Source organism: Bdellovibrio sp. HCB288 (assembly GCF_047305935.1).
Lineage (GTDB): Bacteria > Bdellovibrionota > Bdellovibrionia > Bdellovibrionales > Bdellovibrionaceae > Bdellovibrio.
Window position 1 is genome coordinate 1,713,505 of record NZ_CP178619.1, and the last position, 14,596, is coordinate 1,728,100.

General features: G+C 47.6%; 13 protein-coding genes. 12 read left to right on the forward strand and 1 reads right to left on the reverse strand.

The genetic code is table 11. The features are described from left to right. The 6 genes from ACLVWR_RS08350 to ACLVWR_RS08375 are packed head-to-tail and all read left to right on the forward strand — an operon-like array spanning position 1 to position 6,672. Positions 1-909 (forward strand): type II secretion system F family protein, encoded by a 909-nt coding sequence (locus tag ACLVWR_RS08350; RefSeq protein WP_413583353.1) that lies wholly within the window; start codon positions 1-3, stop codon positions 907-909. After that, positions 909-1,259 carry a DUF192 domain-containing protein gene (locus ACLVWR_RS08355; RefSeq protein WP_340598563.1) on the forward strand — a complete coding sequence of 117 codons (351 nt, stop codon included), beginning with the start codon at positions 909-911 and terminating at the stop codon, positions 1,257-1,259. Before ACLVWR_RS08350 ends, ACLVWR_RS08355 begins: the two co-directional genes overlap by 1 nt. Beyond that, a complete protein-coding gene (locus ACLVWR_RS08360) occupies positions 1,246-2,877 on the forward strand; it encodes an FHA domain-containing protein (RefSeq protein ID WP_413583354.1) in 1,632 nt (543 codons plus the stop codon). The genes ACLVWR_RS08355 and ACLVWR_RS08360 overlap by 14 nt, the downstream gene beginning before the upstream one ends. Next, positions 2,877-3,977 carry an FHA domain-containing protein gene (locus ACLVWR_RS08365; RefSeq protein ID WP_413583355.1) on the forward strand — a complete coding sequence of 367 codons (1,101 nt, stop codon included), beginning with the start codon at positions 2,877-2,879 and terminating at the stop codon, positions 3,975-3,977. The genes ACLVWR_RS08360 and ACLVWR_RS08365 overlap by 1 nt, the downstream gene beginning before the upstream one ends. Before the next feature lies 1 nt (position 3,978). Further along, complete coding sequence (locus ACLVWR_RS08370; RefSeq protein ID WP_413583356.1) at positions 3,979-5,994, forward strand: FHA domain-containing protein; 2,016 nt, start codon at positions 3,979-3,981, stop codon at positions 5,992-5,994. After that, the gene (locus ACLVWR_RS08375) at positions 5,995-6,672 is read left to right on the forward strand and encodes a hypothetical protein (RefSeq protein ID WP_340598567.1); all 678 of its coding nucleotides are present in this window, start codon (positions 5,995-5,997) and stop codon (positions 6,670-6,672) included. Here ACLVWR_RS08375 and ACLVWR_RS08380 read toward each other — a convergent pair. Next, positions 6,669-8,525: a sulfatase-like hydrolase/transferase gene (locus tag ACLVWR_RS08380; protein ID WP_413583357.1), complete on the reverse strand. Its 1,857-nt coding sequence runs from the start codon at positions 8,523-8,525 to the stop codon at positions 6,669-6,671. The genes ACLVWR_RS08375 and ACLVWR_RS08380 overlap by 4 nt on opposite strands. A 59-nt stretch (positions 8,526-8,584) precedes the next feature. Here ACLVWR_RS08380 and ACLVWR_RS08385 point away from each other — a divergent pair, with 59 nt between their 5' ends. The 6 genes from ACLVWR_RS08385 to ACLVWR_RS08410 all read left to right on the forward strand — a co-directional run bounded on the left by ACLVWR_RS08385 (position 8,585) and on the right by ACLVWR_RS08410 (position 14,594). Further along, the gene (locus ACLVWR_RS08385) at positions 8,585-9,214 is read left to right on the forward strand and encodes a MotA/TolQ/ExbB proton channel family protein (protein ID WP_413583359.1); all 630 of its coding nucleotides are present in this window, start codon (positions 8,585-8,587) and stop codon (positions 9,212-9,214) included. A 3-nt stretch (positions 9,215-9,217) separates the two neighbouring features. After that, positions 9,218-9,622, forward strand: a complete 405-nt coding sequence (locus tag ACLVWR_RS08390) for an ExbD/TolR family protein (RefSeq protein WP_413576837.1) — start codon at positions 9,218-9,220, stop codon at positions 9,620-9,622. 237 nt (positions 9,623-9,859) lie between these two features. Then, positions 9,860-10,372 carry a hypothetical protein gene (locus tag ACLVWR_RS08395; RefSeq protein ID WP_413583361.1) on the forward strand — a complete coding sequence of 171 codons (513 nt, stop codon included), beginning with the start codon at positions 9,860-9,862 and terminating at the stop codon, positions 10,370-10,372. Between the two features lie 63 nt (positions 10,373-10,435). Next, positions 10,436-12,553, forward strand: a complete 2,118-nt coding sequence (locus ACLVWR_RS08400) for a PQQ-dependent sugar dehydrogenase (protein WP_413583362.1) — start codon at positions 10,436-10,438, stop codon at positions 12,551-12,553. Between the two features lie 24 nt (positions 12,554-12,577). After that, positions 12,578-13,795, forward strand: a complete 1,218-nt coding sequence (locus ACLVWR_RS08405; RefSeq protein WP_413583363.1) for an MFS transporter — start codon at positions 12,578-12,580, stop codon at positions 13,793-13,795. Between the two features lie 133 nt (positions 13,796-13,928). Beyond that, positions 13,929-14,594, forward strand: coding sequence for a diacylglycerol/polyprenol kinase family protein (locus tag ACLVWR_RS08410; RefSeq protein WP_413583364.1), 666 nt, complete (start codon positions 13,929-13,931; stop codon positions 14,592-14,594). Positions 14,595-14,596: the final 2 nt, after the last annotated feature.

The following is a 14,596-nucleotide window of genomic DNA, read 5'->3' on the forward strand; positions in this document are numbered from 1 at the left end:
ATGGGAAGCGCAGAGTTAATGCTGATTTTGGGTCTGCTCCTAGCAGGAGTGGCGGTCTTCCTATTCGTGAATTCCATCTTTGCCAGCAACGCAGACAAGCAGCAGTTGTCCTGGGCGAATAACGACGAGCCGGCAAAATCGAAGAATCCGATTATTAACTTTTCACGTCCCTTGGTGCATCAGTTCACTTTGCAGCACGCATTAAGAATTCGCAGTGAGAGCTATCGCAAGAAGGTTCGCAGGTACATCAAGACCTCCGGATTGTCGCAGGAGCTGAACGAGGACGAGTTCATTGGTTTGCAGCTTTTGTGGGGCGTGATGTTCCCGATTTTCCTTTTGATAATGAACTTCTCACTGCAACTGGGACTTTCGTGGTTCATGTGTGTGGGTGTGGGGTTGATTGGTTTTTATCTTCCGCAAATTCACTCAACCGGTGAAAAGAAAAAACGTGAGTTGTCTGTTCGCGCTGATTTACCGTTCTTCATTGATCTGTTAGCATTGTCGGTTGAGGCCGGTCTGGACTTTTTCTCGGCGATTCAAAAAATCGTGGATAAGGCTCAGGGAACAAAAAGCGTGCTGGCGGATGAGTTCTCGATTGTTTTGAAAGATATTAAAATCGGTTCCTCAAAAACTCAGGCTCTGAAAGAGATGAGTGAACGTCTGGACATGAACGAGATTACAAGTTTCGTTGCCGTGTTGATCGATGCCGAGGCGACGGGGGCCAGTATATCGCAGGTTCTGAAGGATCAGTCAGAACAAATGCGTATGGAGCGCTTTGTGCGCGCGGAAAAAGCCGGTGCGAAAGCATCTCAGGCGATTCTGATCCCTTTGATGTTATTTATTTTGCCAGCCGTGTTCATTATGGTTTTTGGACCGGTTGCGATTTCATTTATGTATGGGCCGAAATAATGATGAAGAAGCTTGAGAACGCCACAACCAAAGCCACATTGATTCCGAATCTGGAAGTCGCAGACACGTTCCAGACTCGTGGTGTGGGTTTATTGGGGCGCAGTTCTTTGGCGGAAGATCAGGCATTGTGGATTCTTAGATGTAATAGCATCCATACATTTTTCATGAAGTTCGCAATTGATTGCGTGTTTGTGGATAAAAAAATGAAAGTAAAAGCCGTGCGCAGAAATATTAAGCCATGGAGATTGGTGCTTCCGGTATGGGGAGCAAGCTCAGTGGTGGAGATGGCTTCAGGGGTTAGCAGCAAGTTGAATATCAACGTGGGAGATCAACTCAATGTGGGCGCTTAGAATTTTGTCCGGCCCACAAGCCGGAGGCATTTTAGAGCTTAAGATGGGCCGAAATCTGGTCGGTCGGGCTCCGCAATGTGACGTCAAAATCACCAGCCCTGGTGTTTCCAAAGAACACAGTGAAATCGTTGTTTACAGCGACAAGATTGTCGTCACGGATTTGAAATCAAGTAACGGTACTTATTTAAACGGTGTGCGTATGCAGACCGGTTTGATGCGTTTGGGTGATAAGCTGGGCATTCATGATGTTCTGGTGGATATCATTCCAGCGCCGGAAAAACGTCCTCAAGCGCCAGCGCAAACTCCTATGATGGCTCAATCCGGTTATGGAATTCCGCAAAATATGCCGGGAATGCCTCAGCCAATGGGGATGCCGCAACCTATGATGGGTGCGGATATGAATGGAGCTCCTCCAGAGGCGGCACCAGCTTATAATGCAGGTGGTGTGAAGGCTCTTTGGGATAAGTTCCTGGAATATTTGGATCGCGTGGCTTTGCCGGGTGTCTATAAAATTCCAACTTACCTGGAATTCCGCATGGTATTGCTGGGTTTCGTGGTGATCTTTATCTTTGTGACGACTTTGCTGGCGATGATTCCGATGGTGCAAATCACAAGAGCAAGTATCATCACCGAAAGTAAACGTCGTGCGGCTTCCATTGCCAGAACTTTGGCAACTATCAATCAGGCGGCACTTTTGCAAAACAGCTATTCCTCATTGACCACCAATCAAGCGGAGTCAGAGGACGGTGTAACCCAGGTTCTGATTGTTCAACAATCTGATGGAATGATTCTGGCTCCGGCATCGCGTGCCGGGACCACTCCTGATTTGCCTTTCGTGCATCAGGCCCGCCGTGAGATGCGACCGGAAGCGGTTGAGGTGGATTCCTCCACTATTGGGGCAAGTTTCCCGATCGGTTTGTTTGATCCAAGCACAGGTGAGCAATCGGTGAAGGCCCATGCAATTGTTCTTTACGATATTGGCAGTATGGCTTTCGATGATGGCCGTGCGATCAGTTTATTCATGCAAACTCTGGTGATTGCAACTCTGGTTGGATTGGTTTTGTTCTTCTTTATGTACAAGCTGGTAGAGTACCCGCTGGTCACATTGAATCAACAGCTCGATGCCGCGATGAGAGACAAGAACGACAATACCAGTGTGGATTTCATCTTTCCTCCGCTTCAGGCTTTAATTGGAAATATCAACAGTCTTTTGACCCGCTATATTCATGGTGAGGGCGGAGCTGAGGCTGGTGGCATCGGTGGCTTCGTCAATAAAGATGGTGAGGCTGAGAACCTTGTTCAGTTGATCGGCTTTCCTTCAATTGCGATTTATAAAGACGGTCGTATTATGGCGGGAAGTCCTTCATTCAGCCAGATTGCGCGCACCGAAGTTTCAGCCCTGGTCGGCCAGCAGTATCAGGCAATTCCGGATGTGGCATTACAGCAGAATCTGACAGATCTGATGGCCAGAACCCGTGAAAATCCTCGTGTGATTCAAACAGATCAACTTGAATTCAACGGACACCCTTGTGTGTTGAGTTGTCAGGCAATGTCTTCGCAACCGCAGGAAGTGGATTACTTTGTAATCACGATTTCTCCTGCTGAGGGGGGTTCCTGATGGGAGCGGCTCCTAAAGTGAAAGACACATTGAAGTTTGATATCGAGGTTATAAAAGGACCGCACAGCGGTCTTCGTCTGTCATTTACCGGTGGTGCTGCCAAGATTGGCCGTGGCCCGGAGAATGATATCGTATTGGCGAATGATCCGCGTATCAGTCGTCAGCACGCAGAAATTCGTCAGCGTGGAAACGAATTCCTGATCGTCAACTTAAGTCAAAAGAACTTCGTCATGTTGAATGGCGAAAGCGTTCAGTCCGAAATCCTGAATAAGGGTTCGGTGATTCAAGTGGGTGATTCTGAAATTCGCTTTACACCGGAAGCTGTAGTGGTGGAGCCGGTAATTCCGGCGATGCCTTCAGTTCCCGATGTGCCGCCAGTTCCGGTTTTGAAACCAATGGCGCCACAAGGAATTCCAAATATGCCAGCGGCCGGTCGCCCACAAATGCCGACAGGTCACGTGCGCCCGCAAATGCCAATGGGGCAGCCTCAACCAGCAGCGAATCAGTATCGTCAGGCACGCCCGGCGGCAGCGGCTGCAGATGGCGGCTTGCTGTCAAACCCACGTGTGCGCTTCTATGCCATTATTGCGGTTCTTGGATTGGTTGCGTGGTTCCTGCTTTCACCTTCCAAAAAAGGGGCAGCAAAAGATCCGAATGCATTCAGATCATCTGCAATCAGTATGCAGGATGTGTCTGATGCTGAAAAACGCACGGAAGAACTGCGAGCCATCAAAAAAGAAAAGTATGATTCTGTTCAATACAAACGTGCCCAGGAAAACTTCATCCGTGGTTTCCGTGACTTCCAACAAGGACAGTACGCAAGAGCCCGCGAGTCATTCCAGGTGGTTCTGAATCTGGATCCGGAAAATGAATTGGCAAAACGCTACTATCATCTTTCCAAGATCAAGTTCGATGAGCTGGTTAAGTTTAACCTTATCCAGGGTGCACGCTATAGAGAAAAGAAGAACTGGCGCATGTGTCAGTCCAACTATTCCAATGTGATTACAATGCTACAAAGTCGCCGCGACGACCCAAGTTACAAAGAGGCCAAGCAGTTTTATGAGGAATGCACTTTGAATCTGGAAGGAGGACGACTCTAATATGGCACATCTGATAGTTCGCCTTCGTGGTAAGACAGTTTATAATATGCCTTTGGAAGACGGCCGCTCCTATGTGGCAGGTCGTAAGGAAGACTGCGATATCGTATTGCAGCCGGAAAAAGGCATTTCAAGAGAGCATTTCAAAATTTCCTCTGAAAATGGCCAATGGACTTTGCAGGTTATTTCCCGTTATGGCGAAGTGATGGTCAATGGTGAACCGGTTCAGCAGATTTCGTTGGATCACGGTTTTAATTTTACAATTCCACCTTATGAATTTGATTTCCTAAGTTCATCTGCCAATGCGCAACCCGCAGTTGTAGATGTGAATCCTGCGCCGGCTCCGGAGGCGAGTTACTTGCCTGCGGTACAAGGAGACATGGGTGCGGAAAAAACCATTGTGGGTGCGGCTCCGACAGCGGCATTCATTAAGATCGTGGATGCCACAGGTGACGCCAAAGAACTTATCCGTTTGGATGAGGGAGATTCCTGGATTGCAGGTCGCGATGCCTCTTGTAATATTCAAATCAAAGATCAACGAGTCAGTCGTCGTCAATTTGAGCTTCGCAGAAATGGCAATCAGTATCAAATCATCGACCTGGGCAGTGTGAACGGAACTCTGTTGAACGGAAATCCGATTTCTTCCACTGACATGACGGCGATTCGCAGCGGTGATGCGATCACGGTGTTGGATAACTATCTGTACTTTGAGCTGCATGATGCTCACTTCCAGAGTCGTTTGGATATGGTGAAGGTGGCACCACCGAATCCGCTGGTGCAAATGAACCAAAATGCGGTTCCAGCTGGTTACGATCAGGGCTACGGCATTGCGCCTTATCAGCAACAGGGCGGAGTTCCGATGCAGTATCAGCCACAGTATGGCCAAATGCCAGGGCCTGTGGCACCGCCGCCCGAAGGAAAAGGCAAATTTGATTTTCAAAAGCATCGTCCAAAAATTATTGGTGGTGCAGTCGCCGTGTTATTGGTGGCGTATCTGTTCAGCGGCGGCGAGAAGAAAACCGATGGGCCTAAAACCGCTGGATCAGTGGTGGCTCCGGGTTCCCCGCAGGAAGTGTTTAATAAATTAAAGCCCGAGCAACAGGCTCTGGTTCGCCAAAGATATAAAGATGCCAAGAATCTTTATATGCAGGGTAAATATCAACTCGCGCAGGATGAAATCGTAAAGATTCACGAGATGGTGCCGGACTACGAGGACACCAAGGAAATTCAACGTCTTGCCAAAGAGGCCATCTACATCAAGCAGATGAGCGATCGCGAGGAAGAACGGGAAAGAGCCAAAGCTGAAGCTGAGGCGAAAATTCAGAATCAGGTCTCTGTTTGTCAGAAGAAAATCAATCCTAATAGTACGATGGACGAATTGGATGAATGCCTGTCCAGTGTGATGCAGTTCAATCCGGATCATCCTAAGATCATGGATTTGAAAACACAGGTTGAGGTGATAACCACCAATCGTGAAGCGCAAAAGGCGCAAAGAGCTGAGTATCAAGCTCAGGTTGCTCGTTTGAAGGCTATTTATGATAAAGCCCAGTCGATACACAAGAGCTCTCAAAAGCCATTGGATATCATCGAGGCTTATGAAAAAGTTTTGTCGTCAAGACTTCCGGATCCCAACAGCTATAAAGCGCAAGCGTCCCGTAGCATTGCTTCGATTCGCAGTCAGATGAATTCAAAAACAGCGGCTCTGCAGGGAGAGGCTGAAAAACTTTATCAGGCAGGCAATCTGAAGGGGGCCATTCTGGCTCTTAGAAAAGCCAAGGGGATTGATCCGGAAAATCCAGAGTTGCCAGAGAAAATTGATCGTCGCGTGACCGAATTGCGCAAACAAATGATGACCCTGTATCAAGAGGGTATTTTGGAGGAAAGCTTCGGTAACGTCGATGGCGGTGAATCCAAAGCTGGTGCTAAGGATAAATGGAAGAAGATTTTGGAGCTGGATATTCCTGATGGTGAATACTACCGTAAGGCTCATATTAAATTGAAAAAATATGGAGCGCTGTAAATGAAACTTCAAGAGCGGTCCTATAGTGGAAAAATCCTGCGTCCCAAACCCCTGATTCACGTTGAAGAGGATGGGTCACTCATTGTGGTGGTCACATCCTGGGGACAACCTGAGCATGGCGAAAGAGCGCTGAACGAAGTGGTTAAGTATGTCAGTGCCGCAAAAGCCGACGTTGAAGTGACTTCTCCATTTGAATTTCTGACTTGCATCAGTGATGAGGCTAATTACGTTCGTACAGCCTTGATGATTGCCAACGATGCTCTTTATCGCGGCGAGAACCGCAAAGAGTACGCATCAGGCGTCGAGGTTTTGGCGTTGTTCAAACGCGGCTCCCAGGTTGCCTGGGCACAAGTGGGGGCACCCAGTATTTTTGTGCAAAGATCGAATCAGCGCCTGCAGCCGTTAAGCATCGCCACGGATCTTGCGTCTGAGTTGCGCGATCGTGAAGCCTTGCCGCCATTGCCGGCCCAGCTTTTGGGGCTGGATCCGACGTGCAATATACAAACGGGTCATACCCATGTTGCCGAAGGTGATAAATTGGTTTTATTTGCAGGTACTTCCGTCGCTACGGCGTTGTGGGGATTGAACTCTTACGAAACCGATTTGAATCTTCTGACCCACGCCATGGTTCAGGAAGAGCCCGAGTTGCCGTTTTGGATGGGCATGATCGCCGTTTAGTTGTCTTCCTTGTCAATTGTCGTCATTGATTTGTAAACCTGAGTGCGAATTTTCGCATTTTCAGGAAGGTGTAATGCCAGCTCGGCACGAGATGGTGCGTAGAGATTTTCCCGTGACGTATCCCAGATTAATCCCAGAGCGATGTTGTTGCGCTGAATTTCCTGATCGAGCATATAGTTCTTAAATGAACGCTCGAATTTTTTGCGCTGGGAATCCTTGGCCAGTCCACGCACATCGGCACGCAGCCAGTCGACCAAATCCAGGAACAAAGGATCATTGCAGTTTTTCATGCGAGTCGCATCCACTTCTTTGGAAGTGAGCAGTTCGATGCAGGGATCTGACGTTTTCGGGTTTTTGGCATTAAGATTCTTTTCGCCGACGTACTGCCAGACGCTCACGCCATTTTTTATTCCCAGGTTCTTCAGGGTTTCCCAGTCTCTTTGATTGAGAGAGACTTGCGCAGTCCAATTTAAAATATTCAGATTTTTATAAGCGTGGTTGTTGCCAAGTCGCTTTAAGTCACGCAACAGGAGCGGCTCCTGATCCGGGCGAGTCCAGCGGTTGTAGGGAATGGATAACTTGGCCAGCCACTCCGAGTTCAAAGGTGTGTAGGCGGGGAATTGGTTTTTTTTGATCAGGCTTTGCAGGCGATTTGTCGTGGGCAAAAGACTTTGCTGTAACAGTGGCAGAGGCGTCGCCTCCATGCGGTCCACCAGGGTATTGTAAAGCTTCGGCACTTCATCGTTGATGTAAAGAACGTGTTGTGAAATGACTGCGACCCGTAAAGGACCGGCATTGCGCCACAGTGCCCATGCGGACTCTATCGGAAAGGGACGATCCTCTGACCAATTGGCTTCGGGGCTTTTTAGTACACCCGTTAAAGAATGAACCGGGAAGTCACCGCCGTCATTTTCAACCACACTCTCGCCAAGGAGTTCAAACAGCGTCTTGCCGACATCCGCCAAGGTGACGTTTTGATCGGCTTTCCAATAGATGGGTTCGTCGCCCTTTTTCTTTTTTTGCGCAGGCTTGATCAAAAGGGCAACTTGAGTGTTTTCAGAGTTCAGATTCAAGGTAGGGAAGTCACGACGATCCCGGCGGTCGCCGTTGTTGTGTCCACTCAAGCCAACCAGAATCACCGTCGTGTTTTCCCAGCGGCGAGCGGACTTGATCTGCGTGATCAGTTCGTAAAGGCTTTCATCAAATTCATCCACCTGGGACTCGAAGCTCAGATTTCTGGTTTCGCCAAGCTCCGTGGTTGTGACAGTATTGGTAAATTGCAAGTCGGGAGCATAAAGGACGCTGAAGTACGGCTCATTGCCCACGTCGTGACGGAGCCACTGCATAAAGTTTTCGGCGCTCTTTTTAAAGGGGCGGTACAGGTTTGAAAATCCCGGGTTGATGCTGTCATCAAAAAGTTCGAAGCCCTGATTTAGTCCGGAGCGTCGAAATACCGGAGCTCCTCCGGTAAAGAAACTGGTGCGGTAATTTTGATAAACAGCAGCTTCGGATGCCAATTCAATTTCGGCGGCCAAGCCAGGACCCCCATTGTGTCGCACCTTGTGCTGATAGGGGTACAGTCCTGTCAGGATGGAGCCGAGCGCCGGTGAGCTAAGGGTGGAGGTGGTAAATGCGTGGGTAAAACGGACCGACTCGTTGCAAAGCAATTGAAAGCCAGACTTAGTGCCTGAGTGTCCATCGCTGGAGCAATTGACATCAGACACAGCAAAATTATCTGCAGCGATAACGAGGATTGAACTCTTGTCACTTGATTGGCAACCAATCTGGACCAAGCTCAATGCGCACAGTGTGAAAGCTAAAATGATTCTCTGCATATCTTGACCGTATGACATTGATCTAGAGATAATGGATCAATAATTTTTGCTAGTCAAAGTTTTGAAAGGACATCTCGATGCTTGCAGAGAAAATTTTTGGAGTTGCACATTTAGCCGATCAGGTTGTGTTGTGGTTATTGTTGGTTCTGAGCATTCTAAGTATCGGAATGATTTTGGAAAGATTCTTTGCGTTAAGAAAAGTGAACTCAGAGTCACAACGTGTTCGCGCTAAAATTAAATTGGCGATTCAAAGCAATAGCGTTGAAGACATTGAAGACCTGGCGAAAGATCCGGACTCTTTGGAAGGTCGTGCCGCAGGACAGGCTATGAAGCATTTGCGCGCAACTGGCAGCAAAGGTTTGGAAGAGATCTTTAACACATTCGCACTAACAGAGCGTCCGGATTTGGAAAGATATCTGAACTTCCTGGCTACTTTGGGTTCGAACGCTCCGTACATTGGATTGTTCGGTACAGTTCTGGGTATCATGAAAGCGTTCAACGACCTGGCAACAGCACCAGAAGCGGGTCAGCAAACGGTGATGGCAGGTATCTCCATGGCCTTGGTCGCTACTGCCGCAGGTCTTTTCGTGGCGATTCCAGCAGTTATTGCTTACAACTACTACAGCAAACAAGTGCGTGGCATCTTCAACTCTCTTGAGAGTGTGAAAGAGCTGACTCTTGCTTATGCTAAGAAAAAAGGTATCTAAACCATGGCAATGAAAAATGGGGAAAACAACGAAGCCATAGCGGACATTAACGTTGTCCCATTGGTGGATATTATCCTGGTGGTTCTGATCATCTTCATGGTGACAGCGCCCATGTTCATCAAGCCGTCAATTAACGTGAATCTTCCAAAGGCAGCCAGCGGGGATCAAACAGCACCAAGTAAACTGAATATTTCCCTGACAGCAGATGGTCGAATTAATCTGAACGGAGCTTTTGTCGACGAAGCCACGGTTAAAGCCAAGGCGATCGAAGAAGTGACTAAGAATACAGAAGTTCAGGCCATTATTTCTGCGGATAAAGATGTGCCTCACGGTAAAGTGGTCGGACTCCTGGACATCGTCAAAGGTGCCGGGGTTAAAAAGTTCGCAATCAGTATTGATAAAAAATAGTCTCAATTTGAAGACCCTCCGCAACGGAGGGTCTTTTCTTTTCAGCTCTGGTTGCGGTTCTTAGCGGGACTTACGCCGAAAAATTCAAAATTTTTTCCGCCTCAGTTTCGCTCTTAAAACTTCCATTGCCCACCAATTGTAATTCAACAGATTTTTCCCGACCTACGAGGGGGAGTTTACACTGTTTCTCAATTTGATACGGCTAAAGTCCTGCTACGGAACTCCGATCAAGGAAGCATGTTTAAACGTGCTGCCTCTGAAGTTCAATTTATTGCAATTACATTCGTCCTGGTTTTGCTCCTGGGTGCTCGTACATTTGCAAGCTTGACGGAAGAGGATGCTCCTGTTCAAGCGGAGCAGCAGACTGCTACGACAGTGCTTGCCAAAGATAGCAATCGTCGTCCGGCTTCAATTCCCACGACGACTGTGGCTCCACAAAAAATCGGTTCTTCCCTGCATGAGTCCGCTGACGTGGATTTGAATTGCAAAGGTAAGACAGGTCAACTTGAAGTGAACGCTGGTTATATTCAATTCAAAGGCAAAAACTGCACGACCGGTGTAAGCGTTGGACAGATTCAAATCGTTAACAAGAGCAACGGTTATACAGCATCTGTATTTGATCGTGGTTCTGATCGTTACCAAACAGATTTGATCCAGTTGCAACCTGGTCAGAACGAAATTGCCATCCGCTATGAAAAAGCCGGTCGCAAGGTCGAAGAAATCGTTCGCATCAGCTCGACCAAGATTTAATTCGTCATTTCCTTTTTAAGATATTCTTCGCAAAATAAAAGAACCACCAATAGAGGATCTTTTATGCGCGTGTTTTTGCTCGCCTTCGCCGTTTTGCTTGTTCAATGTACTTCCGTAAACAGGGAAGCAGAATCCATCAAGCGCTCCGCGGCCTCTTCTCGCATGGTTTTGGATAAAAGTGGTTACCTTTATGATCCAACAGACAGATCTTGCGATGGTTTTCCGCGCTTAATGGTGGAGACCATGCCCGGGACATGTCTGGGGATGGTGATACCACGAGACCGTGCATTGGATCCGGCAACCAACAAAGGTTTCATCAAGCCGCGCACTATTCTGCAAATTGCCAATTCAAATCAATTTCTGGTTGTTGATATGGGAGGCTGGGGGCCAAAGAATGGTCGTCTCTTCTTGTTGAAACCTGGTTCCAGTGGCACTTATCAGATCACGTTGCTGAAAGCGGGTTTGGACAATCCTCATGGATTGCGCTTGGGGCCGGATGGATTCTTTTATATCGGCGAGAAAAATCAAATTTCAAAATTTCAGTTTAATCAGGGAAAACTTATAAACTGGAGACTGGTGTTTTCCAATCTGGATCGAAAAACCGGTTACATGCACCCACTGTCGCAATTCGTTTTTGATCCGCGAAACGGAGACATGTATATCAACTCAGGCTCACCAAGTGATCACTGCACAGTTGAAGGTACCGGCGAATACAAGTATTGCAGCGAAGTTGAAGCTGAAGGCAATGGTGCTATCTATCGAATTCCTTCAACCAAACTAAGAAATCTGCCGCCAGAAGGTATTGAAAACTATGAAGTGACAGCTGCGGGTCTTCGCAACTCCATGGCAATGGCGATTTCAAATGCAGGCTTCCTGGTGCAGGGTGAAAACGGCCGGGACTTCCCGGAGTTGGAAGAACCCTATGAAGAGATCAATGTCATAGATTTGGAAAGCGGCACGACTGGGAATTACGGATGGCCGTATTGCTATAACTTTCACGCAACCTCTCCAGAGTGGGAGTTCCCGGAAAACAGCAAGCTTCCGATTCACAAACAGTTTCGCAAGCCCATCAACTGTGCACTCAAAGACGCGAGGGGAATGGGTGAGTATCGTGCGCCGTACATTCTGATGCCTCCGCATGTGGCTCCTCTGCATATGGACTACTATCGCGGTGGCATGTTCAGTGATTTGATTGGCGGAAAACTGCTGGTCACCTGGCATGGTTACCAACCGATGGGACAAAGAATTGTTGCCTATACGGTGGATGAAAAAGGTTTGCCGGTATTGGAATCACCGGTCAAAGCGTCCTATCAGTTCAATCAACCGGGAGCATGTCCTATCGCCAAGCCATTTCAACCGCGCGGTGGTATGGAACGACATTCTTCCTATGTGGAAGTGATTTCCAAATGGAATGAAGTGAAGGGTGTTCGTCCCAAGGGTGCTCCGGTGGCATTTACTGAAGCCAGCGATGGATCACTTTGGATCGTGGAAGACCGCGAAAATCGCACCATTGTCAGATTGGCCAGAACAAATTCAGCAAACTATCGCGAGCCTTGTGATCGCTCCACAGTGGTGTTTGACCCTCAGGTGCAAATGCTTGCATGGAGGTCAGCAATTAAAAACAATCCGGAACTGGATAAGGGCTATCATGCCGTTCAAACTCAGCTAATCCAAAACAACTGCCTGGGTTGTCATGGTAATCTGCAAGCTGATGATGTGGCCAAGGATCGATTCAGTAATCTGGATTTCCTGGTTAAAAATGGATGGATTGTTCCACAGGATCTTGAACGCAGTAAGTTGTACGGTTCGATTGCGCGACTGGAAGGTTACACGCCGATGCCACCCCTGGATAAACCCCAGTTTTTTGGTACACCGGAAGGGGAGCGTTTGAATGCCTTGGTCTCCAAGTGGATTGGTGCTTTGCCCAAGGATGTTGATTCCAGTTATGCCAAATTCACTTCAAAAGATAAGCGCAATATTCGCTTTCAACCATCCACCAAAGCAAAAGCTTGTGGGCAGTTGAATCCTGGAGATATTGTGTTTATCGATCCAAGGCCAGGAAAAGTTATTTCCCAGGATGGTTACCTGTGGAGGCGAGTCTATCTTGTGCCTGCGCACTCTCGCCTGTTTAAGGATGCGTGCCCCGCACCTGAAGACGGCGTGTACTACATCGCCCAATAAGAATAGCTCAGTAAGAAAGAATTTATGATCAAGGCCCTTCGACAACCGCAACTGCAACGACTTTGGCTGGGGCAGGCGTTTTCGTCCATTGGTGATGAGATATACCGGGTCGGTTTGACCTGGTTTGCTGTCAGTTTGATGGGAGCAAACACCGGTTACCTGGCGGCGGGGCAGACGGCTTCGCTGATGTTGCTAAGTTTTATTGGCGGTAAGTGGGCGGATCGTTGGAATCCCCATCAAACAATGATCCGGGTCGATCTGGTGCGCATGGTGATCGTGCTCATTCCTGTTTTCGTTTCTTTTTTTATTCCGGTGCCTCTGTCGCTGTTGATTGTGATGGCTTTGATATTGTCTTCATTAAGCGCTTTTTTTGATCCTGCGACCCAAGCGATGATTCCGATTCTGGCAAAAGATTTTGAAACAATGCAATCCACGAATGGCTTGATGGCGACGACAATTCGCGGAGCACGCATGGTGGGTCCTGCTGTTGTAGGTTTGCTTGCGGCAATCGTTCCGATGATTCATTTTTTTACGATCGATGCTTTTACATTTTTGATCTCGGCAGTTTCCATTTGGTCTTTGAAGAAATACCTGCCGGAAAATATCGTGGCACCGAAAGGCCGAATTGGTTTTGGTGATGCAATCATGGCGGGATTTAAGCTGATCGAAGGACATATCGGCATGAGATATGTTTTTGTTTCGCGCGCTCTTACCGCAGGAGCCTGGAATTTAGCGGTGATTGTCGGGTTTGCATTGTTGATCCATGAAATCACCGGTGGCGATGCCCGAATGTTTGGTTTGGTCATGGCAACTTATGGCGTGGGAAATTTGTTGGGGGCTGTGTATTTCGGCAATCTAAAACGGGCGGGACATCGTTTGTTGTGGTTGATGTATTTGGGTTATGTGTTGTGGGGAGTCGGAGTTGTATGGATAGGCTTGGCTCCCACCGTAACGTGGATTGCAGTGGCTTCAATCTACACTGGTTTTTTGGGGCCGATGAACGACTTGGCTTTTATTGATCTCATGCAAAGAAAGTTTCAGGTCGCTGATTTAACTAAAGTGTTTCGTTTACGCATGGCTTTGGAATCCTTTGGAACATTGTTGTGCACTTTGGCTTCACCTTGGCTGATTAAAATGACTTCTGTTCGGGCCGTTATTTTGGCCTGCGGAGTTTTGTGGATTGTATGCGGCGGAATTGGGTTGTTACTCAAATCAACTCGCGCTACGACTCAAACAACATAATCTCTGAAATTTTACACAATATTTGAACTGGCTGATTTGCATTACATGAGCTAATTCATTGGGTTGATGCATGCGGCTAGAGTAGTATCATTTAAATTGATCTTGCTCATTTGAGCCTTTAAGTTGAGCACGAATGATTACAGAAGGATTCTTGAACTTGGTGGACTTAAAAAAGCGCTCGGACATTCACTATGCTCGAAAAATTTGGCATATGTCTGCCGTTTTCGCCATGTTTTTGGCCTTCGTTTATTTGCCAGAAAAGGTTTCTTTGACACTTCTGGTTGTTGCTTGGATCTTGTTCGTTCCTTTTGATTTCTTGCGCCATCGTTATCCCGCGCTGAACGATATTGCAGTTCATGCTTTCAAGCCCATTATGCGCCAAAGCGAAGTAAAAAAACTCGCAGGTACGACTTTTTTACTTACTGGTGTTCTGATTGTTTACGTTATTTTTCCGCGTCCCATCGTTGCTTTGACGTTGTTGTTCTTGGCTTTTGCAGATCCAATCGCCAGCTATTTTGGCATCTTGTACGGTAAGGACAAAATCTTTGGGCACAAGTCCATTCAAGGCTTTATGGCAGCATTCTTCGTCTGCATGGGTCTTACGTTGGTATTCTTGTTATATCACAACTATCTAACGGATCGCGTGATTGTGATCAGTTTGCTTGCGGGCCTTGTTGGCGCATTTGCAGAGCTGATCCCCGTTGGAAAGCTCGATGACAACCTGACGCTGCCATTGATGAGTGCCGTGGGTCTTTCCATCCTCTTTTATTTCTTTGGATTTTTCGCCAATGTCGGATAAAA